This window comes from Neoaquamicrobium microcysteis, assembly GCF_008180155.1.
GTDB lineage: Bacteria > Pseudomonadota > Alphaproteobacteria > Rhizobiales > Rhizobiaceae > Aerobium > Aerobium microcysteis.
Genome location: NZ_VSZS01000063.1, coordinates 272,566 through 297,574, shown reverse-complemented (window position 1 = coordinate 297,574; position 25,009 = coordinate 272,566). Strand labels below are relative to the sequence as shown.

The following is a 25,009-nucleotide window of genomic DNA, read 5'->3' as shown; positions in this document are numbered from 1 at the left end:
TCCTATCCTTTGCGGGGTTACGAGGTGACATGGCTCGGAGAGGTTGCCGCCTCTGCCGAGCCTTTTGCTTTCATCCGCTCGCGTATCGCGCGGACAATTTCACTGTTTTGAGAACTGGCATTTTCAGCCGCCTCGGCCTTGATGAAGGCTTTTACGTCGGGCGGAAGCCGTATTGCGACTTGCGGATCTGTGCGGGCCATAATCGCTCCTTAACGTTAACGCACGGTGCGTCATAAATAGCGCACACTGCGTTATTGCGGTCAAGCGAAATGTGCGCCATTGGTGCGTCATGGCGCGTGATGATCCACACTTCCGTTTAAGACTGCCGGCCGACCTGAAGACGGCTATTGAGGTCGCTGCGAAAGAGAGCGGTCGATCGATCAATTCGGAGATCGTCGTGCGGCTAGATCAGTCGGTGAATGGCATGTTCTTGGACATGTCAGGTGAAGGCTTCGTCGCCTACATGTTGCGTTTCGCGGCGACCCAGCGTGCGCTTGAAGAACTGTATTTCGATTGCAGAGACATTGATATCGAAGGTTTCATCATCGCGCAGCGCGAAGCGGGCAAGGATCTGACGAGGACCCAGGCCATTCGACAAATTCTCAGGGAATATCTATCCGAGAAAGGGTTTGTCACTTCGCCCAAAAAGGTACGTGCCAACGACGGTAGAGCTGAAGAACTCGGCGAGAAGTAGATCAAATGCTGTCATCGGCCGTGACAGCTTTCCCGCAAACCCAGTCGCTCCACCCCTCCATCACCTTCCGCCGCTGTTCAAGATAGTCCGTGCGCCGATACGCGCGCTCAACCGAGCCGCCGACGATATGCCCCAGCACCGTTTCCGCGACCTCGTAAGGCGTCTCTGTCATCTCCGCGATCCAGTCGCGCAGCGACGAGCGGAAACCGTGCGGCCGATAGTCCATCTTCGCCCGCATCATGTGGTTGCTCATCGTCATGTCGCTGATGACACCCCGGCGCACACTGGGAAACAGGAAGCCTTCGCGTGCATGTCGGCGCGCTTGGTCGATCACCGTAAGCGCCGCCGCCGATAGCGGCACCCTGAAATCCACCGTCGCATCCTTGCGACCTTTCATCGCCTCGGCCGGGATAGTCCAAACATCGCCGTCGATTTGGTCTTCGCGGACATGCCGCAGCGGGCCGGAGCGGACGCCGGTAAGGATCAGCAGGCGCAAGGCCAGATGCGTGACCGAACCGTCGCCGAGAGAGCTGTAGAACGCCGGCACGTCACGCCAGGGCATCGCCGGAATGTTCTCCGGCTTGTGCCGCTGCCTGCCCAGCAGGGCGCGCGCCTTATCCGTTGCCTGTAGATCTACATCGAGGCCGAGCGCGGCGGCATGCTTCAGGCAGATGCCCAGCCGGTTCATCGCCTTGCGCGCCGTCTCGGCCTTGGTGTGCCAGATAGGCGAGAGCGCGTCGCGAATGTCCTTCTGGTCGATGTCGGCAACCGGCACCTTGCCCAGCTTCGGCAGGATATGCAGCTCGAGCGGCGTGAACCATCGGCCAGACTTGCCGTCGCCTTTCAACTCGGCCTTGCGCGCCTCGAACGCGTCGTCGGCAATGTCCTTAAGCAGATGGATGTTGCGGGCATCCTCCCGGCGCTTGCGCTCGCGTTCCTTGATTGGGTCTTTGTCGGCCCGCACCATGGCGCGCCATCGTTCTGCGGCCTCGCGCGCCTCTTTGAGCGAAACGGCGCTTGCAGCGCCCAATCCCATCTCCCGGCGTCGGCCGTGGATCGTGTAGCGAAGCACCCATTGCCCGCCACCATCTTCGCGCTTGTGAAGCCAGAGGCCGGCACCGTCTGCATATTTGCCAGCTCCGAGCGTGGCGACGGCGCGGGCACTCAGACGATGCATCGCTCGCATGCTTTATCAACCTTTCGATCCACCCCTTCCGATCCCCCCGCCAATCCACCCTAAGGCGCGCGGTTGGATGAAATCGGATGCGAAAAGCTGAAACAGACCGAAAGAGGAATGGCAAGCGGTCTCAATCACTTTGAGACAAGGTGACACAGGTTGAAAAACGCTGATATTACAAAGGGATGCAGCCTCTGGGCACCATCAATCCAAAGACTTCCGATTTGTATCTTCGTCGCGTCTCGCGCGCCGCAACCGACACCCGCACGCTGCAGGTGTCGTCGCGTACGCGCAATATTGGTAGAGCAGCGCCTAGAATACGGCGAGATAGCGCAGCAACGAAACGACGCCGATGATGATGACGACGATCCTCGCGATCTGCTTCGCCCTTCCGTCGATCGGCAGCATGCCGATCAGATAGAGCACCAGGACGATGACGAGAAAGGTAATCAGCAAGCTAATCAAAACGCTCATGGTATATCCCCTCAGTTGCAGTGGCTCGATAACTCGCGTCTGACCACAAGGTTCCAGAACAAACGCTCCGAAAGCCTGCATTCAGGCTGCACGAGCACGGCTTCGAATTGTGAAGAACCCGGCCGGAACAATATTCGACAACCATACGTTGGTTCCTCGATCGTCAGAACTCGATCGTACAAACCAGAAGAGGAACCCAGGGATGAAACGCACTCTCATTGCAGCGGCCTTTTGTGCCGCGTTTGCCGGCTCCGCCTTTGCCCAGCAGACCGACGGCGGCAGCGGCGCAAGCCCCGACTATTTCTCCGACCCCGCAATGGTCGGCACCTTCTACACAGACGACACGATGGCCACCTTGCGTCCTGTCGAGGAAATGCGTGCCGCCTACGACGCGCTCGGCGAGGACGAGAGGGCCGCGCTGCAGCAGCAGTGCGAGCAGGAAGCCAACCGTGGCACGGACGCCACCGCTCTCTGTTCGGAAGTGACGACGTACCAGTAAGCGACTGAAGCGCCCGGGAGGGTTAGGCCCCGTCGGCTTTTGCCGGCGGGGTTTTCTATTTTGGGACTGACGATTCGGCGGGCCGGCTCAGATCGGTCTTGCCGCCGCTACGCTGCCTGCTGCAGTTCGAACACGTGATGGTGGATGTGGCCGTCGAACATCTTCATCAACTCGGCGGTAAGGGCGCGGCTTTCGAAGCGCACAGGGGCTTCCAGGGCGGCCGCCAGCGCTGCCTCGTCGTCGAACGTCATCGCCAGCGACAGGACGAAGGGCGGGGCGCCCTCGTCACGTGTCACGGAAAACAGCACGCGCACCTCGCGTGCACCGGGAAAAAGCCGCCACAGCGGCATCAGCCGCTGCTCCACGAAGGCGCGGAATTCGGCTTCGCGGCCGGCATGAATCGCGCCCTCGAAGAAGGCCTGCCTGACGATCATTGCGGTTCTTCTATGCGTGCGAGATTTGTCCGAGGAAGGTGCGCGTACGCTCCTGCTTCGGGTTCGAGAAGAACTCTTCAGGCTCTGCTACCTCGACGATCTCGCCCTGATCCATGAAGATGACCCGGTCGGCAACCTTGCGCGCAAAGCCCATCTCGTGCGTCACGACCATCATCGTCATCCCCTCGGTGGCAAGGTCGATCATGGTGTCGAGCACTTCCTTGACCATCTCGGGGTCGAGAGCCGAAGTCGGCTCGTCGAACAGCATGATCTTCGGGTTCATGCACAGCGCCCGAGCGATGGCCACCCGCTGCTGCTGGCCGCCCGAGAGTTGGGCGGGATACTTGTCGGCCTGCTCGGGAATGCGCACGCGTGTCAGGAACTTGCGCGCCGTCTCTTCCGCTTCTGCCTTCGACACGCCCCGCACGCGCATGGGCGCAAGCGTGCAGTTTTCCAGAACGGTCATGTGCGGAAACAGGTTGAACTGCTGGAACACCATGCCGACGTCGCGGCGGATTTGCTCCACATTCTTTGGCCCGGCGGTCAGCTCGATGCCTTCGACGAAGATGCGGCCTTTTTGCACCTCTTCAAGCTGGTTGACGCATCGGATGAGCGTCGATTTGCCCGAGCCCGAGGGGCCGCACACGACGATCTTCTCGCCGCGTGCAACTTCGAGGTCGATATTCTTGAGGGCGTGGAATGTGCTATACCACTTGTCCACGCCCTCCATTCTTACGGCGGGCATGCCGGCGTCTGCCGCCCTGTCGGTCGCGTTCGTCACTGACATGCCCGCTACTCCTTCAGATTACTCGCCTTCCACCACGAACTCGGGAAGCGGACCGCCAACCCACTGCTCGTGCAGGGCGTTGAGCTCACCGCTTTCCTTCTTGCGTGCGAGGAAATCATTGATCGCTTCCATCAGTTCCGTCTGGCCGGGGCGGGTCGCGATGCCCTGGCTCTGGCGGCGCAGCGAGAACTTGGTGTCGAAGCGACCGGGCGCGGCGGCCTCGATCTGCGAGATCACCACGTTGGATGCGCCCATCAGCGGAACCTGGCCCGACAGCAGCGCCTGCACTGCCGACGCGTCGTCATCGAAACGCTGGATATTCGTGCCTTCCGGCGCGATCTCGGTGATGGAGGTGTCCTGCGTGGACGCGCGCGCCACGCCGACATTCTTGCCGGCAAGGTCCGCTGCCTCGGCCACTTCCGTACCGGTGTCGCCGAACACGAAGATTTCGATGCCTGCATAGGGTTCGGAGAAGTCGACCTGCTCGGCGCGCTCGGGCGTCACGCCCAGCGAGGCGACGAGAATGTCCACCTGGTTCGACAGCAGATAGGGAATGCGGTTCGGGCCGGTCACCGGCACGAGGTTCAGCGTCACGCCGAAATCTTCGGCCAGAAGCTTCGCCACGTCGGCGTCGTAGCCGTCCGGCTGACCCTGCTCGTTGATGATGCCGAACGGCGGAAAATCGACCAGCAGGCCGATGTTCACGCTACCGCGCTGCTTGATTTCGTCGACCGTCTGGGCCGAGGCAGTGGAGAACGTGGCGCCTGCCACCATGGCTGCGCCCAGTGCCAGCCCCGCAAGTTTCTTGACTATGCTCATATCGGTTCCTTCCCTGTTACCTTCCGTTAATTCTTCAACGCCGTGTCGCCACGGCGAAGCGGGTCTCCATGCGGCGCGCGAGGATCGACAGCGGCCAGCAAAGAATGAAGTAAAGCACGGCGACCAGCCCGAACACGGTGAAGGGGTCGAAGGTCGCGTTGTTGATGATCTGGCCCGCGCGTGTCAGTTCCACAAAGCCGATGATCGAGGCAAGCGAGGTGCCCTTGATCAGCTGGACCAGAAAACCGACCGTGGGTGCCACGGCGATCTTGGCGGCCTGCGGAAGCACGATGGATTTCATGCGGTCGTAATAGCGCAGGCCCAGCGCCCACGCGGCCTCGGTCTGGCCCCGAGGCACCGCCTCGATGCAGCCGCGCCAGATTTCGCCCAGAAATGCGCTGGCATGCAGTGTCAGCGCGATGGCCGCTGCCAGCCACGGGTTGATGCCCGACCCGAAGATGTTGAGCCCGAAGAAGACGAGGAAGAGCTGCATCAGCAGCGGCGTCCCCTGAAACAGCCGGATGAAGCCGAGCGCCGCATAGCGCAGCGGCGCAATGGGCGATACCCGCGCCAGCGCGACCGCGAGCCCGCCCAGCGCGCCGCCCGCAAACGCCACCGCTGAAAGCGCCAGCGTCCACTGCACCGCCATGACGATGAACCAGAATTCGTTGATGCCGAAAGGTCGGATCATGCCGCTCTCCTATCGCGCCAACGGGTAGTTGAACGCATAGCGCTGCACCGCGGAGAACAGGGCCGAAAACCCCAGCGCCAGCACCAGATACATTCCGGTAATCACTAGATAGACCTCGAAGGCGGCAAAGGTCTGCGACTGGATGTTGTTGCCGGCCGCGGCCAGATCGGTCGCCGAGATGACGGAGACCACGCTCGAGGTCAGCATGAGATAGATGAACTGACTGGTCAGTGCCGGGTAGATCGTGCGCAGCGCCGGCTTGATGATGATGTAGCGGAAGATTTGCCAGCGCTTCAGCCCCAGCGCATAGCCGGCCTCAACCTGTCCACGGTTGATGGACTCGATGCCGGCGCGGATGATCTCGGTGGCGTAGGCTCCGACATTGACCGTCAGCGCCGTCAGCGCCGCCACGTTCGGCGACAGCCGGATGCCCAGAGCGGGCAGGGCGAAGAAGATGAAGAAGATTTGGATCAGGAACGGCGTGTTGCGGATGATCTCGATATAGGCGTCGATCAGCCAGCGAAGCGGTCGCGGTCCGGCTGTCTTGCCGATGGCGCAGGCGATCGCGACGATCGTGCCCAGCACCATGGCACCGAACGAAAGCTGGATCGTCACCAGCGCTCCCGCGAGCAGCTGGTCGAAATTCCTGAAAACCGGCGCGAAGTTCAGCTGATAACCCAAGGCATACCTCCCGTCCGCATCATTTGGGGACGACGCGGCAGCGCACCTTCTTCCTCCGTGCGTTTAGATCGATCTAAATGATAAGGCCCGACGGGTCAAGCCTCTACCGCCGAGACCGTTGACCGCACCGGCCCGCACGAACCGCGCTGGACGAAATATGTGGGCTCCGTTTCATGCAGGACTTCCGCGTCGGGGCGTTCGATCCTGCGCAGGAGCAGCCGGGCGGCCATCTCGCCGACCTTGAACGGCTCGGTCGCGACCGAGGCGAGGCCTGGGCGCACCAGATCCGCTTCCGCGACATTGTCGAAGCCGACCAGTGATACGTCGCGGCCGGGCATGACGCCGAGGTCCGAGAGGCCGCGATGCAGGCCCAGCCCCAGTACGTCGTTATGGCAGATCAGGGCGGTCGGGCGCGCCGGACGGTTCATGATCTCGGGCGCAGCCATGCGTGCGGTGTGGTGGGTGGATTCAATCTGGCGGACGAAAAGCGGATCCAGTCCGCTGGCCGCCATCGCATCGTGAAAGCTCGCTAGCCGCTCCGTATGAGCCGAGTGGAGGGTGTCCGCAGCGATGTAGCCGATGCGGCGGTGGCCGAAGTCGAACAGGCATTGCACCGCTTCGCGCATGCCGGCCGCCGGGTCCATCCCGGCATAGTCGGCCGAGGTTCCGGGCAGGAAGCGCAAGGTCTGCACCAGCGGCATGCCCCATCTGCGCGCGTCGTCCACGAAGCGTTGCTCGGTGCCTTCCGCAGGACAGACGATGAGGCCGTCGACGCCATGTTCGCGCATTCGGTTGACGAAACCGTCCTGCTTGGCCGCGCTCTCGTTGGAGTTGGCGAGAATGACGGCGAGGCCGGCAGTCTCCAGCGCGCTCTCGATGCCGGCCAGCAGCACGGCGAAGAACGGGTTGGTGAGGTTGGGGATTATGACGCCGGCGGTTCGGCTTCGCGCCGCGCGCATTCGCGCCGCGCCGAGATTGTAGACATAGCCGAGTTCGGCCATGGCCGCCTCGACCTTCGCGCGCGTCGCAGCCCCGACCAGCGGGCTGTCGCGAACGACCAGCGATGCCGTCGCGCGCGAAACGCCGGCGTGGCTGGCCACGTCCAGAAGGGTGATCCGTTTCATGCCCGGCTGCTTCGCATGCCAGCGCCTCCTCCGATTTGGATCGATCTAAACACGATAGTGGCACTATCTGTTGCCGTAAAGGGTTTCCCGGCACGCCCATGCAAAAACGCCCCGGAAAAGCTTCCGGGGCGTTTGCAATCTTAAGTCCGGCAGACGCCGGATCGTGTCAGCTGTAGCGATAGGGGGCGCCGGCCCCGCGCATCGTCTCCTGATACTTCTTGAGGATTTCAACCACCTTGGCGTTGCGCCCGCCGCCTGCGGCCACCTCGTCCCAGAATTTCATCGCCTCGTCCTCGACCTGCTTCCACTCGTCCTCTGGGATCGTGGTCAGCTCCAGCTTGCCGCCGGTGGTGCGATAGTGTGCCTCCCCCCACCAGTACCAGTGCTGGCGGTAGTAATGCGAGGAATCGATGCACAGCTTGTAGATCGTCTTCAGGTGCTCAGGCAGTTCTTCCCACCGCTCGCTGTTGACGAAATAGGAGCCGGCCCACGCACCGTTGATGTTGTTGGTAAGGTAGTACTGGTTGATGTCCGCCCAGCCCACCGTATAAGTCTCGGTCGCGCCGCACCACGCCACGCCGTCGAGCTCGCCGGTCTGGATCGCGACTTCGATATCCTCCCAAGGCAGCGTCACCGGCACCACGCCGAACCGCTCGAGGAAGCGTCCGCCCGTCGGGAAGGTGAACACGCGCAGGCCCCTCAGGTCTTCAAGGCTGCGGATCGGCTTTGTCGTGACGAAGTTGCAGGGGTCCCACGCGCCTGCCGAAAGCCAGGTCACGCCCGGAACCTCGGCATAGGCTTCTTCCCAGATTTCCTTGAGCCCGTACCACTCCCACAGCACAGGCACGTCGAGGCCGTAGCGCGAGGCGAAGGGGAAGTATGCGCCGAAGATCGACACGTCCACCGGAGATGCCATTGAGTCGTCGTCCGACTGCGCGGCATCGATGGTGCCCTGCTGCACGGCGCGGAAAAGCTCGCCCTGCGGCACGAGCTGGTCGGCGGTGTAGAGGTCGATCACCATCTCGCCGTTTGCCGCCTTGTTGAAGGCGTCGATCGACGGCTTGATCACGTGCTCGGCCAGCGATGCGCCGGCGTAGGTCTGCAGCCGCCAGCGGATCGGCGCCTGCGCTTTGACATAAGGTGCCGCGAGCGTCGTGGCGCCCACTGCGCCGGCCGTCGTCAGGCCCGCTTTCTTCAGGAAGTCGCGTTTGTTGATAATGCCTTTGGTGCTCATTTCCGTTCTCCCATTGCGATTGCTCGTCTGTTTCCGCCCTCGTCGCCGGATCGTTTCCCCGTTGCCGCCTTTTGTTTCGTTGTCGTGTTTTTGCGCGATCGTCCCCTATCGGCCCGAATAGAGATTGGGCAGCCACAGTGCGATCTGCGGAAAGATCATGATGAGAACCATGGTCGCGATCATCAGGAAGAAGAACGGCCAGATCGAACGGTAGATGTCGCCCAGCGAGATTTCCGGCGGCGCCATGGCCCGCATCAGAAAGAGGTTGTAGCCGAAAGGCGGCGTGATGTACGCAATCTGGCAGGTGATCGTGTAGAGCACGCCGAACCAGATCGGATCGAAGCCGAGGCTGCGCACCAGCGGTATGTACAGCGGCGCGACGATCACCAGCATGGCCGTGTCGTCGAGAAAAATTCCCAGGATGATGAACGATGCCATCATCATGATGAGGATTTCCCAAGGCCCCAGATCCCATGTGTTCAGCAGCAGAGCCTCGATCGCGCGCACCGCGCCGAGCCCGTCATAGACGGCCGAGAAGCACAGCGCGCCGAGTATGATCCAAAGAAACATGCACGACACGGCAAGCGACTTGCGCGTGGTCTCCTCGAGAACCGTTCGGTTAAGTCTTCCGGTCACCAGCGCTGCCAGCGTGGCCAGCACCGCACCCATGACCGAGCTTTCCACCAGGCTCGTCACGCCGGTCATGAACAAGCCCATGATCGCGCCGAAGATGCCCAGCGGCAAAAGACCGGCCGTCAGCAGCTTCAGCTTTTCAGCGCGCGGAATCGCAGCCAGTTCCTCGGCGGGAATGGCGGGGCCGAGCTCGGGGTTTCGATGGCAGCGCCACCAGATATAGACGGTGAAAAGAGTTGCCATCAGCAGCCCCGGCACGATGCCTGCCAGCCACAGCTGCAGAACCGGCTGTCTTGCGATCATCGCGTAGAGAACCAGCACGATGCTCGGCGGCAGAAGGATGCCCAGCGACGACCCGCCCTGGATCACGCCCGTCACCATGCGCTTGTCGTAGCCGCGCGCCAGAAGCTGCGGCAGGGCCACCGTCGCGCCAATGGCCATGCCCGCGACCGACAGCCCGTTCATGCAGGAAATCAGCACCATCAGCCCCATGGTGCCCAGCGCCAGCCCGCCGCGCAGCCCGCCGAACCAGACATGGAACATGCGGTACAGGTTGGAGGCGATGCCCGACTCCGAGAGCATGTAGCCCATGAACACGAAGAACGGCACGGTGATGAGCGGAAACCAGTTCATCACCTGGATGGACGCGTTGAAGGGCAGCTCGGCCGAGCCTTTGCCCCACAGCCACAGCGCCGCCACCGCGCCCACGAAGCCGATCACGCCGAACACACGCTGGCCGGTCGCCATCAGCAGCAGCATAGACGCGAACATGAATAGCGTGATGAATTCCGAACTCATGCGATCGGCCTTCCGCGCGCAATCGCGACGTCCTTGAAGAATGCGGATATCGCCTGCAGCAGCATCAGGATGATGCCGAAGGTCATGATGGCCTTGACCGGCCACATCGGCGGCGCCCAGGAGGTGTAGTTCTTCTGGTTGTAGCTCCAGGCATATTCGGTGGACGAGAAGCCGCCCCACGCCAGAACGCCCAGATAGAAGATCACGAACAGGATGGTGAAGGCGTCGGTCACGGCTCGTTTTTTCGCCGAAAGCCTGCCGTAGAACAGGTCCATGCGCACATGCGCGTCGAGTTGCATGGAATAGGCCCCGCCCAGCAGGTAGTAGGAGACGAGCAGGAACTGCGACATCTCCATCACCCAGTTGACGGGCCGGCCCAGAAACAGGCGCGAGAAGATGGCGTAGAGCATGATCGCGGCCATCACGAAGATGAGCCGCATCGCGAACCGCCCGACCCAGCGGTTGAACGTGTCCACCCAGTGCACGTAGAGCTTCACCGTCTTGCCCAAGTGGCCGCCTCCTTTCCGCTCGCGCCGGCTCTCATCGCCGCCAGCGCGCCGTTCAGCCAGCCGGCAAGCCGCTCAGACATCGCCATCTGGCTCCCCGCGTCACCGATCAGGTCGTTGCGTATCTCGATCATCACGTTCAGCAGGCCGCGTGGCAGCGCGTGCTCGCGCAGCGTGTGGGTAACGCCGTCCTGCGGTCCGTATGGCTCGTTGCGACGCACGACATGCCCGTCGCCGTCGCCTGCCGCCGACAGTACGGCGTCGGCCAGACGCGAATCTTCATCGTGCAGGATGCCGATTTCGACCGTGCGTGAGACGCCATGGTAGACCGGCGTGAAAGAGTGGATTGTGACGATGGCAGGTGGAGCCGGTCTCGCGTCTATGGCATCGGCCAGCGCCGCGCGAAACGGATGGTAGAAGCGCTCCGCCCGCTTCCGGCGTGCATCGTCGTCCAGCCCCTCGTTGCCCGGCACGCGATGGATTTCGCTGACCGCAGGCACCGCGCTTGCCTCATGAGGCGGGCGGTTGCAGTCATAGAGCAGACGTGAAAAGCGCTGCGCCACCAGCGGAGCGTCCAGCATTGCGGACATCGCCCGCGCGACGGGCAGCGCACCGGGGTCCCATGCGATGTGGCTTTGCAGCGCTTCGCTGTCGAGCCCGAGCGTTCCATATTCGGCGGGAATGGCATTGGATGCGTGTTCGCAAACGATGAGGAAGGCACCTGCGCCAGCCTCGTTTTCGAGGTGGACCGGCGATGCCTTTTCGTGCGCTCCGTTCATGCCCACGCCACCGAAACCCCGCACAGCTTCCCCAACGACACGAGACCATCATTTCAGACGATGGGTGACAGTCAAGGCGGATTCTGAAACTTTCTCTTCCATCGCGATCACGATGGTGCATTCTATTCACAAGCTGGCTTGCCAAGCCGGAGGGGAGCGAGGCGATGGACATTTCGCAAGACCTTACGGTCGCCGAACGCATGCGTTCCGGCTTCGAGGAGCTGACCCGTGCCGAGCGGCAACTGGCCAATGCGATGCTGGCCAACTACCCGGTGCTGGGGCTCGATTCCATCACCGCTGTCGCACAGGTCTCGGGCGTATCGACGCCCACAGTCGTTCGCATGGCCAAGAAGCTGGGCTTCGCCGGTTTCCCCGAAATGCAGGCGGCGCTGCGTGGCGAGCTGGAGGCGACGATTTCCAATCCCATCGCCAAGCACGACCGGTGGGCGGCCAGCGCGCCCGACACTCATATCCTCAACCGCTTCGCCGATCAGGTGATGGAAAACCTGCGCCAAACCCTGCGTCAGCTATCGCCCGAGACGTTCAATGCAGTCGTGGCGCTGCTTTCCGATCCCTCCCGCACTGTGCACATGGTGGGCGGCCGCATCACACGGTCGCTTGCTGAATATTTCTTCACCCACATGCAGGTGATCCGCGGCGGCGTCGTTCAGGTTGCCTCCAACGCCAACACATGGCCGCACTACGTGCTGGAAATGCGCGAGGGCGACGTGCTCGTGGCCTTCGACGTGCGCCGCTACGAGCAGGAGATGCTGCGCCTTGCCGAGATGGCTCGCGCCAAGGGCGTTCTGCTGGTCCTTTTCACGGACCAGTGGGGTTCGCCGGCGGCAAAGCTTGCGACGCATTCGTTCCACGCCCGCATCGAGGCCCCGTCGGCATGGGACTCTTCGGTCGTCACGCTGTTCATCGTGGAGGCCATCATCGCCGCCGTGCAGGACGAGAACTGGGAGGAGACCCGTGCGCGCATGAAATCGCTGGAGGACTTGTTCGACCAGACCCGGATGTTCCGGAAATTCGTCTGATCCGGTCTAAGCCGCAGAGCTGATCCGCGCCGGCATTGTCGCCGCCGGCATGGCCGCCGCTTCCCCTTGCATGGTTCCATCATCGCCCGCCGGCAAGAGCCGTCCAGCCTCGTTGCCGATGCGCTCAGCCAGCGTCGCGAAAGTCCTGCTCGCCTCCACATTGCGCTGTGCGGCGACGGCCACGCCGCCTATCAGGTGCTTGGCCATGCGCAATGCCTCGTCGACACTGTGCGCTTCCATCGCGAGGAGTTCGGCGTCTACGCGCTCGGCCAGCTTGCTTGCCCGGCGCATCAGTTGCCCGGCGGCTTCATCGATCTCCTGACGGTGCCGTTGCAACCGCTCGCCGGCACCGTCGAGCCTGTTGAAACGTGTCTGCAAGTCTTCCATCGCCGTGTTGAACTCGTCGCGGAATGCACGGTACGGCTCCGGCAGTTCCAGCGAGATGCGGGCCGAGAAGTCGCCCTTCGAGAGACTCGAAATGCCTGCTCCCATAAGCCGTGCCACAGCCGAGTGCACCTTCGTCGCGCGGTGCCGTTCTTCCAGCGCTGCGCGGCAGTCCTCGACCGCCAGCATCAGCCGTGCCGTCTCTGCCGTTGCAGCCGACTTGCGCGAAGGTACGAAATCGTGCGCGGCAAGGCGGGAGAGGGCTTCGATCGCGGGATCCAGGCTCCCTTCTATCGCTCGCCGCGCCGTAGCCCATACAACGCCCGCGATGACCAGCGGCATCAGCATCAGCGGCAGGAAGACGAGGGCAGGGGAGGTTGGCGTGGCGGGCAGAAGGCTCCACAGCACGATGACGCAGCAGGCCGTCGCCGCGCTAGCAAGCGCGGCTGCGACAGCTGTTCTGGCGGCGGGAGATAGCCCGGCTCCCGACCTTTTGCTGGCAAGCTCTTTCATTTGCGTGCGAAATCCCGCAATCGCTCGATCAGCGCACCCTAGCGCTGCAAGCTTGCACGGGGCAGGAGCGCGCCTACTTGCCCAGTTCGACCGAGCGTACCCGGGCCGCCTCGACGGCTTCGGAAACCAGATTTTCGAGCCTGTTCTCGCCCATCAGCACTGAAAGTGCGGCGGCCGTGGTGCCGTTCGGGCTGGTCACCTGCCGGCGCAGTTCGCCCGGCTCATCGCTGCTTTCGGCAGCCAGCGAGGCTGCGCCATGCACGGTCTGCATGGCCAGCAACTTGGCCGTATCGGCCGGCAGGCCTGCCTTTTGCGCTGCCGCCGTCAGGCATTCGATGAAATGGAATACATAGGCTGGGCCGGAACCGGAAACGGCCGTCACCGCGTCCATCAGCGCCTCGTCATCGATTGTCGCGACCTCGCCGCTGGCGGCAAGCAGGTCGCGCACGAATGCGCTCGTCTCCTCGCCGACATGCGTATTGGCGACGACCACCATCATGCCCTTGCCGATCGCCGCCGGCGTGTTCGGCATGCACCGGATCACGGCTGCGCTGTTTCCCAGCGCGCGCTCGAAGGCGGCTATCGGCGTGCCAGCGGCAACGCTCAGATAGGTCGCCGTTCCTCCGAAGCGGGCATAGTGCGGCACGATGTCTAGGATGACCTGCGGCTTGACCGCGAAGATCACCAGGCGTGGCTGCACATCCTCGGCAATGGCACCTGCATCCGCAACCGCATCCACGCCCAGCGTGGCGGCACGCTCACGCAGCACATCCGTCGGCTCCACCACCAGCACGTCCTGCGGCGCAAGCCGGCCTGAAGCCAGCCAGCCCGCAAGCATCGCGTAGCCCATGTTCCCGCATCCGACGAGTACCACCTTTACCGGCATTGGTCTCTCCAAGCAGCTTTTCCGGCATCCGCGCCGTTGTCTGACGGGCGGTGTAGGGCCTGCGCGATGAATGTTCAATACAACCGCGCGCACGTCTCCGGCCCCGCCAATATTAACCTTTTGTTTCCCATCCCTGTTTAGGTTGCCTTAACGATCGCGCACGCAACTTTTGCAGGACTTCGAATGTCCGCTTCCAGACAAGATCTCAGGCAGAGCCGCATGTCGTCGCTTCTGGCGATAAGGCCGGACGACGATCCGGCGCTGCGCCATGCGAGGGCGCGTGCGTTGCGCGAAGCGAGGTCGAGCCAGCAGCTTGACACGCCTTTGCGCCATCCCGACGCAGAAGAAGAGTTGAGGGTCGAAGCCGCGCCTTTGTACGAGCCGCGCCGGCGTCTGCGCGATCTCCTGTTCGGCCGCACCGCCCGCGCGACAGAAAATGACGCGGCCGATGCACACGCCCAGTCGCTCGCACATGACGTTCGCGAAGAGGCGGAAGTGTACCGAACCGAGCAGGTCGAGACCGAAGCCGTCGTCCCGCCTCAACGCAAGCATAGCGCCGCGCGCACAGTCATTGGCCTCACTCTTTCCGGCGCGGTCGTGGGCGCGGGTCTCGCGCTGGCATGGCCGAAGGCCTATGTCGCCAGAAGCGAAATGCTGATCGACCCGCAGGCTGCCCAGTCCGGCAGTGCCGGTTCGGCGCTCTCCTCCGAAGCGGCCTTCGCGCTGGTCGATAACCAGCTCCGGGTGCTCCGCTCCGGCACAATGCTCAATGCCGCGGTCGAACGCCTCAACCTGACAGCAGACCCCGAATTCAACGGCGAGGCAACCGGTCCCTTCGGCCTTGGCGGCACGATCGCCGGGCTGGGCGATCTCGTTGCCGGCGACGGTGCCAGCGTGATGGAGCGTCGGCGCCGCCACGCCGTCGATACTCTCGACAAAGCCGTCCAGGCCAACCGTGTCGGCGGGTCTTCCGTCATCGCGGTCACTGCCAGCACGGGCGATCCGCAGAAGTCGGCGCTGGTCGCCAACACCATCTCCGAGCTTTTCCTGGCCGATGCAGGCAATGCTGCGGGCAGCGCAGGCGAAATGACCAGTCGACTGGCCGACCTGCGCGCCGGCGTCGAGGAAGCCGAGCGCGCCATCGAGGCTTACAAGGCCCAGAACGGCCTCGTCGATGCACAGGGCCGGCTCATCACCGACGACGAGATCGTGCGGCTTGGCGAGCGGCTGTCGGCCGCTCAGGCACGCACCGTCGAACTCAACGCCCGCGCTGCGTCCACGCGTGACGCCAATGTCGACTCGATCGTCACCGGCTCGCTGCCCGAGCAATACGCCTCGCCGACGTTGACCGAGCTGCGCGCCCGCTATGCCGACGCCAAGCAGCAGGCGGACCGCTCTGCGGTTAAGCTGGGTCCGCGTCATCCCGAGCTGCTCGCCGCGGAGGCCGAGCTGGAAGGGGCTAGGCAGGAGATCGCCGGCGAACTGCGCCGGATAGCCTCGGCACTTCAGACGGAGCTGACACGCGCAGTGCGGCAGGAGCAGGAACTGGCGTCCCAGCTTGCGCAGATGAAGGAACGCCAGGGCGATATCGGCGGCGAGATGGTCGCGCTGCGCGAATTGCAGCGCGAGGCCGACGCCAGGCGATCCGTCTACGAACAGTCGCTGCGCGCCGCGCAGACCGGCGGTCAGGCATCGGCAGCCGGAGGTGCCAGCCTCATCTCGCGCGCCGAGCCGCCCTTGCAGGCGACCGGACCGTCTCTGCCCGGCTTCTCGGTCGCCGGCGGTCTGGCCGGACTTCTTGCCGGGCTCGGCCTTGCAGGCTGGCGCAGGGCACGAGAACGCGACGGCGTGAAGGAAACCGCGCTGGAGTCCACCCAGACCGTTTCTGCTCGCAAAACCGAAACATACGATCCCCGCATCGAACCGGACGACCTCCGCGCAGCCCAAGAGGTGAAGGACATGAACTCCTACCCGCCCTACTACTATCAGCCCGCCACGGATCAGGCCGCGCCGGCACAGGCGCCCCACCTCTATCCGCAGCAGCAGATGCAGGGCCACCCTGCCCACGCACAGCCGGTTCCGCCGATGCCCGCAGGTGGTGGGCCGGCCGCTCCGCATCCGGCGGCATGGCATCCTCAGGCCCCCATGATGCCCGCTCCGGGGTGGCACGCTTCCTACCATCCGATGCCGCCGCAATATTATGCGCCGCCGCCCTACGCGCCGCCAGCGCAGCATTACTACAGCGCACCGCCCGCATATCCGGCCCATCCGGCCGCGTACGCGCCGCAACAGCCCGCCTACGCGCCGCCGCCTCCCGCAGCGCGCCATGCCGCAGACGAAGCGTTCGATCAGGACGCATATATCGACGACAGCACGGATGCGGCTATCCAGGAGATACGCCAGAGCCTGCGCGAATTCCGCGACGCTATCGAGGATTTCGCAGACAGCCGCCCGGCTCGCCGCCGCTACGGCACCTGAGCGCTCTCGCCCTGCCCGCTTTCGGGTTTACGGCATCGAACGACGCAAAGACGGGATCGCCTTGCGTCGAAATCGCCAGAATGCGATGCGAACGCCGAAGCATGCGGGGAGAATCATGGCCGAGATCATCGACGGGAAGAAAATTGCCGAAGACGTGGTCGCTACCGTTGCAGCCACGGCGAAGGACTTGGCCGCTCATGGCGTGAAGCCCGGCCTTGCCGTGGTCATCGTCGGCGAGGATCCGGCAAGCCAGGTCTATGTCGCGTCCAAGTCGAGGAAGGCGAAAGAATGCGGCTTCCATTCGGTGCAGCACACTCTGGCCGGGGGCACCTCGCAGGCTGACCTCGTCGCTTTGATCGAGCAGCTCAATGTCGATCCCGCCATCCACGGCATTCTGGTCCAGCTCCCACTGCCGGCCCACATCGACTCTGGCGCGATCATCCAGACCATCGAGCCCGACAAGGACGTCGATGGCTTCACCTTCGTCAATGTCGGCAGGCTCGGCACGGGCGAGGTGGACAGCGCTTTCGTCCCCTGCACGCCGGCCGGCTCGATGCTGCTGATCGAGCGGGTGCGCGGACGCGATCTTTCGGGGCTCACCGCCGTGGTCGTCGGCCGCTCCAACATTGTCGGCAAGCCGATGGCGAACCTGCTTCTTGCAGCCAACTGCACCGTCACGATCGCGCATTCGCGCACGAAGGATTTGCCGGCGCTTTGCCGCACGGCCGATATCCTCGTGGCCGCCGTAGGCCGGCCCGAGATGGTGAAGGGCGATTGGGTCAAGCAGGGCGCGACCGTCATCGACGTCGGGATCAACCGTATCCCCGCGCCGGAGAAGGGTGAGGGCAAGACACGCCTCGTCGGCGATGTCGCCTTTGCCGAGGCTGCCGAAAACGCCGGCTCGATCACGCCGGTGCCGGGAGGCGTCGGCCCGATGACGATTGCCATGCTGATGGCGAACACGCTGGTTTCGGCCTGCCGCGCGGCGGGTGTCGAGCCTCCCAGATTCTAGAACCGCTTTTCGCCGCGACCCTCAGCCTGTAGAACGCCGGTCATGTCCGACACGTCCTCATCCGGCCGCCAGTTCGCTTTCCTGCTGGTGGACAAGTTCTCGATGTTCTCGCTGGCCGCAGCGATCGACACCGTGCGCTCGGCCAATCGGCTGCTCGGCCGCGATTTCTACGGCTGGACCACGGTTTCGGCCGATGGCGACGCGGTCATGGCGTCGAACGGCCTTCCCATCAAGATCGATTATGCGATCACAGACTTGCCCACGGTCGATATCCTGTTCGTCTGCGCCGGGCTTTCCTACGAGTTTCCAGGTAAGTCCAAGGTGCTTGGCGCGCTGCGATCGCTGGGCAGGCGAGGGGGTGCGCTGGGCGGGCTGTCCGTCGGCTCCTATCTGCTTGCCGAGGCAGGCCAGCTTGAAGGCCATCGCTGCACTATCCACTGGGAAAACAAGGCTGGCTTCAAGGAGCGGTTCCCCGAGATAGAATGCACCGGCAACGTGTTCGAGATCGACCGCAAGCGTTACACCTGCGCGGGCGGCACCACCTCGATCGACCTCATGCTGGAGATCGTTCGTTCCGACTTCGGCCAGAACCTGGCCAACGAGGTTGCCAACCAGTTCCAGCACGAGCGCATCCGTTCGGCCGGCGACCGCCAGCGCGTCGGGCCGGAGCGCGACCTTTCGGGCAAGTCCGAGAAGTTGCGGAAAATCGTGGAGCTCATGGCCGACAATCTCGACGAGCCATATTCGGCGGTCCAACTCGCCAAGGCGGCGGGACTGTCGGTCCGGCAGGTCGAGCGGCTTTTCCTGCGCCACCTCAACATGACGCCTGGCCGATATTACATGCGCCTTCGTCTCGAACGCGCGCGAGAACTGCTGCGCCAAACCAATCTGCCGATCCTCGATGTCGCCATCGCGACCGGCTTCACCTCGCATTCCTATTTCGCGCAGAGCTATCGCCTGCTGTTCGGTCGACCACCGAGCGAGGAACGGCGAACCACCTATTGATTGGCGGGCGGCGTTTCCGCCACCCGCCAGATGCGTCACCAGATGCGTTAGTTGCCCGCCGGCTGCTCGATCGTCACGTCCGGCACGTCCAGCGTAACGTCGATATTGCGGTCTGCGCCGCCTAGGTTGAGGCCACCGAAAATCCAAAGCGCGCCGACGACCAGCACGACCGCCAGAATGATGGCGACTGCCCAGCCGCCGCCACCGCCGCCACCGCCTGTATTGATAACCGTAGGACCACGATCCGACATCTTTCTCTCCTTTTACAATCCGTTGGATGCCCGCGCCGTTTTCACGGCGGTGTTTGCACCGCCGGCACCGGCCGATGGTTTTTGATTGGCGTCCCTTGGGCGAGAAAACGGCGATGCTGCGATTTCGTTCCACGGCTGTCACGGTCGCCGACGCCGCCGCCTTGCCAGAAACGTGGCGCTCGTCTAGCTTCCGCTACGTCAATTTAAGGCGTTGGGGGAGCTATGCGTTTAGCGGGTTTGATGGCGGCGTCGCTGCTTCTGGCTTCGGCGACTGTGTCGACAGCTGACCGCGCGATTATCGTGCTGGACGGGTCGGGCTCCATGTGGGGCCAGATCGACGGCAAGCCAAAGCTGGAGATCGCGCGGGAGACGCTGCGCACGGTTCTGGGCGCCGTCCCTGCCGATCTCGAACTCGGCCTGATTGCGTACGGCCACCGGCAGAAGGGCATGTGTTCCGACATAGAACTGGTCGTGGACCCGGCAGCCGGCACGGGCGCGGCCATCGCCGATGCTGCCGATGCCATGCGGTTTCTGGGCAAGACGCCGCTGTCCCAGGCCGTCAAGCAAGCGGCCGAGACGCTCCGCTTCATCGAGGAAAAGGCCACGGTCATCCTCATCACCGATGGCATCGAGACCTGCGATGCCGATCCCTGTGCGCTCGCCAACGAGCTCGAGCAGTCCGGCGTGGATTTCACGGCCCATGTCGTCGGCTTCGGCCTCTCGCGTGAGGAGGGCCGGCAGGTTGCCTGCCTCGCGGACAACACCGGCGGCCGCTACATCCAGGCGAACGATGCCGGCGGACTTGCCGACGCGCTGACGCGAACCGTGGTGGCCGAGGCGTCGCCGGAACCGGAGCCCGAACCGCAGCCCGAACCGCAGCCCGAACCCGAACCCGTCGCAGCGTTCAACATCGTTCCCACGGTCGCGCTTTCGGAAGATACCGACGATCTCGAAGACAGCGCCGGCAACGCCTACGAGGTCTATCGCGCCTCACCGGATGGGTCGCGTGGCGAGCATGTCACGACCGAGTATGGCCGCTGGCGCGGTACGCTTGAGCAGGGCGAATACGTGATGGTGGCTAGGCTCGGCCGAGCGCAGGTCGAGCAACCTGTCGAGGTCGCAGCCGATGCGGTAGCCGAGCCTCATTTCGTGCTGAATGCCGGCCGGCTGATCGTGCGTCCCCGCCCGCAGGAAGGTGCTGAAGTGCCGGAGGGTGCTTCGACGCTCGTGGATCATCCGGGCGAAGGCGAAGGCGTCTACTACGGTGTGGCCAACGACGTCTTCCCCGCCGGTGACCAGGTCGTCACTGTCGAGATCGGCGAGGGCTCCGTGACCGAGACGATCGCTCTCGCCGCTGGTGAAACGGTCGAGAAGGATATCATCGTCGGCGTCGGTCGCGCGGTTCTCAACGCGTCATATGTGGACGGCATGGCGGTGGAGGAGGGCGGGCTCTACGTTGAAATATTCAAGGCGGCCAAGAGACTGGACGGCAGCCGTGAGAGCATGGCCTACGGCTATGGACCCGGTACGGAATACGATGTCCCTCCCGGCGACTATGTTGCGTTCGCAAGGATGGACAAGGCCTCGGCCGAAGTGCCGTTCACGGTCGAGGTCGGCGAACGCATCGAGGCCAACGTCGTCCTCAACGCCGGCGTTCTGGCCATCGCTGCGCCGGGGGCCGATTTCATCGAGGTGTTTGGCGCCGCCAGGAACATCCAGGGCAACCGCGCCAGCATCGGCTACCAGTATGGCGAGGCGTATCAACTGACGGTGCCCGCCGGCGACTATGTCGTCGTCCGCCGCCTTCCGAACGACGGCGGCCAGGCCGAAGGCACCGCTACCGTGAAGGCGGGCGAGCGAACGGAAATTTCCGTGCAATAGCCACGTTGGCGTGCCCGCTCAGCCGCCAAAAGCTGCCGCGCCGTTCTCGGCTCTCTGCGCCAGCATGCGCATGCCTGCGAAAAGCTCGCGTCCCATGCCGAAATCATTGTCGGAAAGGTCTGGCTGCGCCGGCGCGCGGCTGGCAAGGACGCCGTCGCCGACCTTGACCTCAAGTGTGCCAGCCTCCGCGTCTAGGCGAACGACATCGCCATCTTCGATCCGTCCGATCATGCCGCCGTCGAGCGCCTCGGGCGTGACGTGGATCGCGGCAGGCACCTTACCGGAAGCACCAGACATGCGCCCGTCGGTCACGAGTGCCACCTTGCGGCCGCGATCCTGCAGGATGCCCAGCACCGTCGTCAGGCGGTGAAGCTCGGGCATGCCGTTGGCCTTGGGGCCCTGAAAGCGCACCACTGCGATGAAGTCGCGATCCAGTTCGCCGGCCTTGAACGCGGCGTTCAGCTCCTCCTGGCTGTGAAATACGCGCGCCGGCGCCTCGATCACCCGGTTCTCCGGCTTCACGGCCGAAACCTTGATGATCGCCGCGCCAACATTTCCCTTGAGCACTTTCAGGCCGCCGGTCGGCTGGAAAACCTTTGAGGCCGTGGTCAACACCTGGTCGTCGCCGCTTCGCTCGGCTGCCGGCGAGCGGGAGACGGAGCCGTTGTCGGCCAGATGCGGCTCGATCGCGTAGGGGCGCAGGCCTTCGCCCCATACCGTGCGCACATCCTCGTGCAGATAGCCGGCGTCGAGCAGTTCGCGGATCAGGAAGCCCATCCCGCCGGCTGCGTGGAAGTGGTTCACGTCCGCAAGGCCGTTCGGATAGACCCGTGCCAGCAGCGGGGTGACATCCGAGATGTCGGAGATATCCTGCCACGTCAGCCTGATGCCGGCTGCGGCCGCCATCGCGATCAGGTGGATGGTATGGTTGGTCGAGCCGCCGGTAGCGTTGAGCCCGACCACGCCGTTGACGAAGGAGCGCTCGTCGATCATGCGGCCCACCGGCGTGAACTCGTTGCCCAGCGCGGTGATGGCGAGCGCGCGCTTGGCGGCCTCGCGCGTCAGGGCGTCGCGCAACGGCGTGTTTGGGTTGATGAAGGATGCGCCAGGCGTATGCAGGCCCATGATCTCCATCAACATCTGGTTCGAGTTGGCCGTGCCGTAGAAGGTGCAGGTGCCCGGCCCGTGATAGGATTTCGCTTCCGCCTCCAGTAGCTCGGCGCGCCCGACCTTGCCTTCGGCATAGAGCTGGCGAACCCTGGCCTTCTCGTCGTTTGGCAACCCGGATGTCATCGGACCTGCGGGGATGAAGATTGCCGGCAGGTGACCGAACGTCAGGGCCGCCATCACCAGCCCGGGCACGATCTTGTCACAAACGCCGAGATAGACGGCCGCGTCGAACATATTGTGCGACAGCCCCACGGCGGCCGACATGGCGATCACGTCGCGCGAAAACAGCGACAGCTCCATCCCCGGCTGGCCCTGCGTGACGCCATCGCACATGGCCGGGACGCCGCCCGCAACCTGCGCCACGCCGCCGGCCTCGGCTGCTGCCTGCTTGATGATCGCCGGATACGTCTCGAACGGCTGATGGGCTGAAAGCATGTCGTTGTACGACGTGATGATGCCCAGATTTGCCGCACGGTCCGCCGCCAGCAGCGCCTTGTCCACCGGTCCGCATGCCGCGAACCCATGGGCGAGGTTGCCGCAGGAAAGCACCGTGCGGTGAGGCCCCGATGAGATCGCTGCGTCGACGCGCGCCAGATAGGCCTCCCGTGTCGGCTTCGAGCGTTCGACGATGCGTGCGGTGATGGCTTCGATTTCGGCTCTGGCTGTCATGTTGTGCGTCCTTTATCCGGCCCAGTAGACGGGAACGGATCTGGTTGCATGTCGGAAGATCGCGCTCACGGGCTTGTCGCCATCGGGTGCGAGTGCCGCTTCGAGCACGGCCTTCTTTTCCTGTCCTTCGATATGCAGCGCCAGAAAGCGGGCGCCAGTGAGGACGGGCAGCGTCAGTGTCAGGCGCGGCTCTCCGGCAGAAGGCGCGTGTGCTGCAACGACGCGGCGTGGCTGCTCGGTGTCGAGAAGCGCGTCGAGATTGGCCGCATCCGGAAAGAACGATGCGGTGTGTCCATCCGTCCCCATGCCAAGTACGACGGCGTCGAGCGTCGGGCCCAGCAAGGCCAGCCCGGTATCGGCAAGCCCCGCAGCTTCGTCGGGGGACGCGGCATCGCTGTAGAGCGGCAGGAAGCGCGCCAGCCGCGCTTCGTTCTGCAGCAGCCGCTCGCGCACCAGCCTCTCGTTGGAACGGTCAGACGTAGGCGGCACGAAGCGCTCGTCCACCAGCGTGACGACGACATTCTTCCAGTCGAGCTGCCTCTTCGACAGTTCATCGAAGAACCGCGCAGGCGTGGACCCGCCCGACACCGCAAGCGTCGCGCTGCCGCGCTCGGCGAGGCCGGATTCGAGGACATCGGCGACCTTGGCGGCAAGCGCCTCGGCCAGCGCTTCGGAAGACGGAAAGGAATGCCAGTCTGGAGATGCGTTCATCACGCCTACATGCTCTCGTGCCAGGTCCGCCCGTCGCGCTCGATCAGCGCGATCGACGACGACGGCCCCCAGGTGCCGGCGGTGTAGCCCTGCACGGTATGCCGGTTCTCGGCCCACGAGGCTTGGATCGGGTCGATCCACTGCCACGCGGCTTCCACCTCGTCGCGGCGCATGAACAGGGTCTGGTTGCCGCGCACGACATCCATGATGAGCCGCTCATAGGCGTCGGGATTGCGCACCTCGAACGTATCGGCGAAGCTCATGTCCAGCGGGATCTGGCGCAGTCGCATGCCGCCGGGGCCGGGGTCCTTGATCATGATCCACTGCTTGACCCCCTCGTCGGGCTGCAGGCGGATAACGAGCTGGTTGGCGGTTATGACGCCTGCGCTCTCGTCGAAGATCGAATGCGGCACCGGCTTGAACTGGATGCATATTTCCGAGACGCGCTCCGCCAGCCGCTTGCCGGTGCGCAGATAGAACGGCACGCCCGCCCACCGCCAGTTTGCGATCTCGGCCTTGATGGCGACGAACGTCTCCGTGTCGCTGTCCTTGCCAAGTTCCTCGGCATAGCCCTTTACCGCGCCGCCCGCCGATGCGCCTGCCTTGTACTGGCCGCGCACTGTGAGTTTCGGCGCCTCGTTGCCGTTGATGCGCTTGAGCGAGCGCAGGATTTTCAGCTTCTCGTCGCGAACCGCGTCGGCATCCATCGACGAAGGCGGCTCCATCGCCATCAGGCACAGAAGCTGCAGCATATGGTTCTGCACCATGTCGCGCAGAGCGCCGGCCTTGTCGTAATAGCTGACGCGGTCCTCCAGCCCCACCGTCTCGGCCACCGTGATCTGCACGTGGTCGATATGGGCCGAGTTCCAGAGCGGCTCATACAGCGCGTTGGCGAACCGCAGCGCCATCAGGTTCTGCACCGTCTCCTTGCCGAGATAGTGGTCGATGCGGAAGATTTGGTGCTCATCGAAGACGCAGCCGATCGCGTCGTTGAGTTCGCGCGCCGAGGCCAGGTCGCGGCCGATAGGCTTTTCAACGACGATGCGCGGATCGCCCTCGTTCAGCCCGTGCTTGGCGAGGTTCGAGGCGATGTCTCCGAAAAGGCCCGGCGCGACGGCCAGATAGAAGGCCCGGATGGCCGTGCTGTCGCCCACCATCTCCTTCAGCGTCTCGAAACCGTCGCCCGTTTTGGCATCGACAGGCACGTAGGAAAGCCGGGCTACGAACCTGTCGAGCTCTCCTTCGTCGATCTCTTCGGCCTTCACATGCTCGATGATCGCCTTGCGCGCAAAATCGCGATACTCGTCATCCGAAAGCGCGGAACGCGACGCGCCGATGATGCGGGTGGGTTCGGAGAACTGTCCCGCCATTTGGCGCTGGTAGAGCGCCGGCAGGAGCTTGCGCTCGGCAAGGTCGCCGGTGCCGCCGAAAATGATGAAGTCGAAGGGATCGACGGGTATGATCTGGCTGGTCATGCTGCCTTGGAATCCTGCCATTCGCAACTGCGAGATGGATATAGTCTAATCGATTTAAAATGGCCATAGCCGATATCGGCTTGTGTCGTCATGTCGCTCTCGCTTGACACCATCTGGCGTGTTGGGTTTGTCACGACACAAAACTGGTCCATCGCGCCCGCCCTTTCAAGAAGTTAGGACGGCGCGATCCCGAACGATGGAGAA

The 25,009-nt window shown here is 63.8% G+C and carries 26 protein-coding genes; 7 read left to right on the top strand and 19 right to left on the bottom strand.

What is annotated here, in order from left to right:
• Positions 1-17 precede the first annotated feature (17 nt).
• Complete coding sequence (locus FY036_RS13425) at positions 18-200, bottom strand: Arc family DNA-binding protein (RefSeq protein ID WP_148915238.1); 183 nt, start codon at positions 198-200, stop codon at positions 18-20.
• Between the two features lie 89 nt (positions 201-289).
• Here FY036_RS13425 and FY036_RS13420 point away from each other — a divergent pair, with 89 nt between their 5' ends.
• The gene (locus FY036_RS13420; protein ID WP_148915237.1) at positions 290-694 is read left to right on the top strand and encodes an Arc family DNA-binding protein; all 405 of its coding nucleotides are present in this window, start codon (positions 290-292) and stop codon (positions 692-694) included.
• A 1-nt stretch (position 695) separates the two neighbouring features.
• Here the strand turns inward: FY036_RS13420 and FY036_RS13415 are convergent, their stop codons facing one another.
• Entirely contained in the window at positions 696-1,880 is a 1,185-nt protein-coding gene (locus FY036_RS13415; RefSeq protein WP_148915236.1) for a tyrosine-type recombinase/integrase, read from the bottom strand.
• Between the two features lie 303 nt (positions 1,881-2,183).
• The gene (locus tag FY036_RS23940) at positions 2,184-2,345 is read right to left on the bottom strand and encodes a Thivi_2564 family membrane protein (RefSeq protein WP_201744755.1); all 162 of its coding nucleotides are present in this window, start codon (positions 2,343-2,345) and stop codon (positions 2,184-2,186) included.
• Between the two features lie 202 nt (positions 2,346-2,547).
• On the opposite strand from FY036_RS23940, the gene FY036_RS13410 reads away from it, so the two are divergent.
• On the top strand, positions 2,548-2,844 hold the full coding sequence (locus FY036_RS13410) for a hypothetical protein (protein ID WP_148915235.1): 297 nt from the start codon (positions 2,548-2,550) through the stop codon (positions 2,842-2,844).
• Between the two features lie 107 nt (positions 2,845-2,951).
• Here the strand turns inward: FY036_RS13410 and FY036_RS13405 are convergent, their stop codons facing one another.
• The 10 genes from FY036_RS13405 to FY036_RS13360 all read right to left on the bottom strand — a co-directional run bounded on the left by FY036_RS13405 (position 2,952) and on the right by FY036_RS13360 (position 11,330).
• Positions 2,952-3,278 (bottom strand): hypothetical protein, encoded by a 327-nt coding sequence (locus FY036_RS13405; protein ID WP_148915234.1) that lies wholly within the window; start codon positions 3,276-3,278, stop codon positions 2,952-2,954.
• 10 nt (positions 3,279-3,288) lie between these two features.
• Positions 3,289-4,065: an amino acid ABC transporter ATP-binding protein gene (locus FY036_RS13400; protein ID WP_148915233.1), complete on the bottom strand. Its 777-nt coding sequence runs from the start codon at positions 4,063-4,065 to the stop codon at positions 3,289-3,291.
• 18 nt (positions 4,066-4,083) lie between these two features.
• Complete coding sequence (locus FY036_RS13395) at positions 4,084-4,884, bottom strand: transporter substrate-binding domain-containing protein (protein ID WP_148915232.1); 801 nt, start codon at positions 4,882-4,884, stop codon at positions 4,084-4,086.
• 34 nt (positions 4,885-4,918) lie between these two features.
• Entirely contained in the window at positions 4,919-5,575 is a 657-nt protein-coding gene (locus FY036_RS13390) for an amino acid ABC transporter permease (RefSeq protein WP_148915231.1), read from the bottom strand.
• A gap of 9 nt (positions 5,576-5,584) precedes the next feature.
• Positions 5,585-6,256, bottom strand: a complete 672-nt coding sequence (locus FY036_RS13385) for an amino acid ABC transporter permease (RefSeq protein ID WP_148915230.1) — start codon at positions 6,254-6,256, stop codon at positions 5,585-5,587.
• A gap of 95 nt (positions 6,257-6,351) precedes the next feature.
• Positions 6,352-7,380, bottom strand: coding sequence for a LacI family DNA-binding transcriptional regulator (locus tag FY036_RS13380; protein WP_148915229.1), 1,029 nt, complete (start codon positions 7,378-7,380; stop codon positions 6,352-6,354).
• A gap of 166 nt (positions 7,381-7,546) precedes the next feature.
• Positions 7,547-8,614: a TRAP transporter substrate-binding protein gene (locus FY036_RS13375; RefSeq protein WP_148915228.1), complete on the bottom strand. Its 1,068-nt coding sequence runs from the start codon at positions 8,612-8,614 to the stop codon at positions 7,547-7,549.
• Positions 8,615-8,719: 105 nt separating this feature from the next.
• Positions 8,720-10,045, bottom strand: coding sequence for a TRAP transporter large permease (locus FY036_RS13370; RefSeq protein ID WP_148915227.1), 1,326 nt, complete (start codon positions 10,043-10,045; stop codon positions 8,720-8,722).
• Positions 10,042-10,554, bottom strand: a complete 513-nt coding sequence (locus FY036_RS13365) for a TRAP transporter small permease subunit (protein ID WP_148915226.1) — start codon at positions 10,552-10,554, stop codon at positions 10,042-10,044. Before FY036_RS13365 ends, FY036_RS13370 begins: the two co-directional genes overlap by 4 nt.
• A complete protein-coding gene (locus tag FY036_RS13360) occupies positions 10,539-11,330 on the bottom strand; it encodes an N-formylglutamate amidohydrolase (RefSeq protein WP_148915225.1) in 792 nt (263 codons plus the stop codon). The genes FY036_RS13365 and FY036_RS13360 overlap by 16 nt, the downstream gene beginning before the upstream one ends.
• A gap of 164 nt (positions 11,331-11,494) precedes the next feature.
• On the opposite strand from FY036_RS13360, the gene FY036_RS13355 reads away from it, so the two are divergent.
• Entirely contained in the window at positions 11,495-12,370 is an 876-nt protein-coding gene (locus tag FY036_RS13355) for a MurR/RpiR family transcriptional regulator (RefSeq protein WP_148915224.1), read from the top strand.
• A gap of 6 nt (positions 12,371-12,376) precedes the next feature.
• Here the strand turns inward: FY036_RS13355 and FY036_RS13350 are convergent, their stop codons facing one another.
• Together FY036_RS13350 and proC are read right to left on the bottom strand one after the other, a co-directional pair.
• Complete coding sequence (locus FY036_RS13350) at positions 12,377-13,267, bottom strand: methyl-accepting chemotaxis protein (RefSeq protein WP_148915223.1); 891 nt, start codon at positions 13,265-13,267, stop codon at positions 12,377-12,379.
• 73 nt (positions 13,268-13,340) lie between these two features.
• Complete coding sequence (proC, locus tag FY036_RS13345) at positions 13,341-14,153, bottom strand: pyrroline-5-carboxylate reductase (protein WP_148915222.1); 813 nt, start codon at positions 14,151-14,153, stop codon at positions 13,341-13,343.
• Between the two features lie 219 nt (positions 14,154-14,372).
• On the opposite strand from proC, the gene FY036_RS13340 reads away from it, so the two are divergent.
• The 3 genes from FY036_RS13340 (at position 14,373) to FY036_RS13330 (ending at position 18,648) form a co-directional block, all read left to right on the top strand.
• Complete coding sequence (locus FY036_RS13340) at positions 14,373-16,631, top strand: GumC family protein (protein WP_148915221.1); 2,259 nt, start codon at positions 14,373-14,375, stop codon at positions 16,629-16,631.
• Between the two features lie 115 nt (positions 16,632-16,746).
• Positions 16,747-17,643 (top strand): bifunctional methylenetetrahydrofolate dehydrogenase/methenyltetrahydrofolate cyclohydrolase, encoded by an 897-nt coding sequence (locus FY036_RS13335; protein WP_148915220.1) that lies wholly within the window; start codon positions 16,747-16,749, stop codon positions 17,641-17,643.
• Between the two features lie 42 nt (positions 17,644-17,685).
• Complete coding sequence (locus FY036_RS13330; RefSeq protein ID WP_148915219.1) at positions 17,686-18,648, top strand: GlxA family transcriptional regulator; 963 nt, start codon at positions 17,686-17,688, stop codon at positions 18,646-18,648.
• A gap of 47 nt (positions 18,649-18,695) precedes the next feature.
• On the opposite strand, the gene FY036_RS13325 is transcribed toward FY036_RS13330, so the two are convergent.
• Entirely contained in the window at positions 18,696-18,899 is a 204-nt protein-coding gene (locus FY036_RS13325; RefSeq protein WP_148915218.1) for a hypothetical protein, read from the bottom strand.
• Positions 18,900-19,121: 222 nt separating this feature from the next.
• On the opposite strand from FY036_RS13325, the gene FY036_RS13320 reads away from it, so the two are divergent.
• The gene (locus FY036_RS13320; RefSeq protein ID WP_148915217.1) at positions 19,122-20,780 is read left to right on the top strand and encodes a vWA domain-containing protein; all 1,659 of its coding nucleotides are present in this window, start codon (positions 19,122-19,124) and stop codon (positions 20,778-20,780) included.
• An 18-nt stretch (positions 20,781-20,798) separates the two neighbouring features.
• On the opposite strand, the gene edd is transcribed toward FY036_RS13320, so the two are convergent.
• Genes edd through zwf form a run of 3 tightly spaced genes read right to left on the bottom strand, consistent with a single transcriptional unit; the run spans position 20,799 to position 24,805 of the window.
• Positions 20,799-22,619 (bottom strand): phosphogluconate dehydratase, encoded by a 1,821-nt coding sequence (edd, locus tag FY036_RS13315; RefSeq protein WP_148915216.1) that lies wholly within the window; start codon positions 22,617-22,619, stop codon positions 20,799-20,801.
• A 12-nt stretch (positions 22,620-22,631) separates the two neighbouring features.
• The gene (gene pgl / locus FY036_RS13310; RefSeq protein WP_148915215.1) at positions 22,632-23,330 is read right to left on the bottom strand and encodes a 6-phosphogluconolactonase; all 699 of its coding nucleotides are present in this window, start codon (positions 23,328-23,330) and stop codon (positions 22,632-22,634) included.
• 5 nt (positions 23,331-23,335) lie between these two features.
• Entirely contained in the window at positions 23,336-24,805 is a 1,470-nt protein-coding gene (zwf, locus tag FY036_RS13305) for a glucose-6-phosphate dehydrogenase (RefSeq protein WP_148915214.1), read from the bottom strand.
• Between the last annotated feature and the right edge of the window lie 204 nt (positions 24,806-25,009).

Coding starts and splice junctions, on each gene's coding strand:
- FY036_RS13425 (WP_148915238.1), bottom strand. CDS start 200: ATGGCCCGCACAGATCCGCAAGTCGCAATACGGCTTCCGCCCGACGTA.
- FY036_RS13330 (WP_148915219.1), top strand. CDS start 17,686: ATGTCCGACACGTCCTCATCCGGCCGCCAGTTCGCTTTCCTGCTGGTG.
- FY036_RS23940 (WP_201744755.1), bottom strand. CDS start 2,345: ATGAGCGTTTTGATTAGCTTGCTGATTACCTTTCTCGTCATCGTCCTG.
- FY036_RS13415 (WP_148915236.1), bottom strand. CDS start 1,880: ATGCGAGCGATGCATCGTCTGAGTGCCCGCGCCGTCGCCACGCTCGGA.
- FY036_RS13410 (WP_148915235.1), top strand. CDS start 2,548: ATGAAACGCACTCTCATTGCAGCGGCCTTTTGTGCCGCGTTTGCCGGC.
- FY036_RS13335 (WP_148915220.1), top strand. CDS start 16,747: ATGGCCGAGATCATCGACGGGAAGAAAATTGCCGAAGACGTGGTCGCT.
- FY036_RS13355 (WP_148915224.1), top strand. CDS start 11,495: ATGGACATTTCGCAAGACCTTACGGTCGCCGAACGCATGCGTTCCGGC.
- FY036_RS13400 (WP_148915233.1), bottom strand. CDS start 4,065: ATGTCAGTGACGAACGCGACCGACAGGGCGGCAGACGCCGGCATGCCC.
- pgl (WP_148915215.1), bottom strand. CDS start 23,330: ATGAACGCATCTCCAGACTGGCATTCCTTTCCGTCTTCCGAAGCGCTG.
- FY036_RS13325 (WP_148915218.1), bottom strand. CDS start 18,899: ATGTCGGATCGTGGTCCTACGGTTATCAATACAGGCGGTGGCGGCGGT.
- FY036_RS13375 (WP_148915228.1), bottom strand. CDS start 8,614: ATGAGCACCAAAGGCATTATCAACAAACGCGACTTCCTGAAGAAAGCG.
- edd (WP_148915216.1), bottom strand. CDS start 22,619: ATGACAGCCAGAGCCGAAATCGAAGCCATCACCGCACGCATCGTCGAA.
- FY036_RS13370 (WP_148915227.1), bottom strand. CDS start 10,045: ATGAGTTCGGAATTCATCACGCTATTCATGTTCGCGTCTATGCTGCTG.
- FY036_RS13340 (WP_148915221.1), top strand. CDS start 14,373: ATGTCGTCGCTTCTGGCGATAAGGCCGGACGACGATCCGGCGCTGCGC.
- FY036_RS13320 (WP_148915217.1), top strand. CDS start 19,122: ATGCGTTTAGCGGGTTTGATGGCGGCGTCGCTGCTTCTGGCTTCGGCG.
- zwf (WP_148915214.1), bottom strand. CDS start 24,805: ATGACCAGCCAGATCATACCCGTCGATCCCTTCGACTTCATCATTTTC.
- FY036_RS13395 (WP_148915232.1), bottom strand. CDS start 4,884: ATGAGCATAGTCAAGAAACTTGCGGGGCTGGCACTGGGCGCAGCCATG.
- FY036_RS13405 (WP_148915234.1), bottom strand. CDS start 3,278: ATGATCGTCAGGCAGGCCTTCTTCGAGGGCGCGATTCATGCCGGCCGC.
- FY036_RS13360 (WP_148915225.1), bottom strand. CDS start 11,330: ATGAACGGAGCGCACGAAAAGGCATCGCCGGTCCACCTCGAAAACGAG.
- proC (WP_148915222.1), bottom strand. CDS start 14,153: ATGCCGGTAAAGGTGGTACTCGTCGGATGCGGGAACATGGGCTACGCG.
- FY036_RS13390 (WP_148915231.1), bottom strand. CDS start 5,575: ATGATCCGACCTTTCGGCATCAACGAATTCTGGTTCATCGTCATGGCG.
- FY036_RS13380 (WP_148915229.1), bottom strand. CDS start 7,380: ATGAAACGGATCACCCTTCTGGACGTGGCCAGCCACGCCGGCGTTTCG.
- FY036_RS13420 (WP_148915237.1), top strand. CDS start 290: ATGGCGCGTGATGATCCACACTTCCGTTTAAGACTGCCGGCCGACCTG.
- FY036_RS13350 (WP_148915223.1), bottom strand. CDS start 13,267: ATGAAAGAGCTTGCCAGCAAAAGGTCGGGAGCCGGGCTATCTCCCGCC.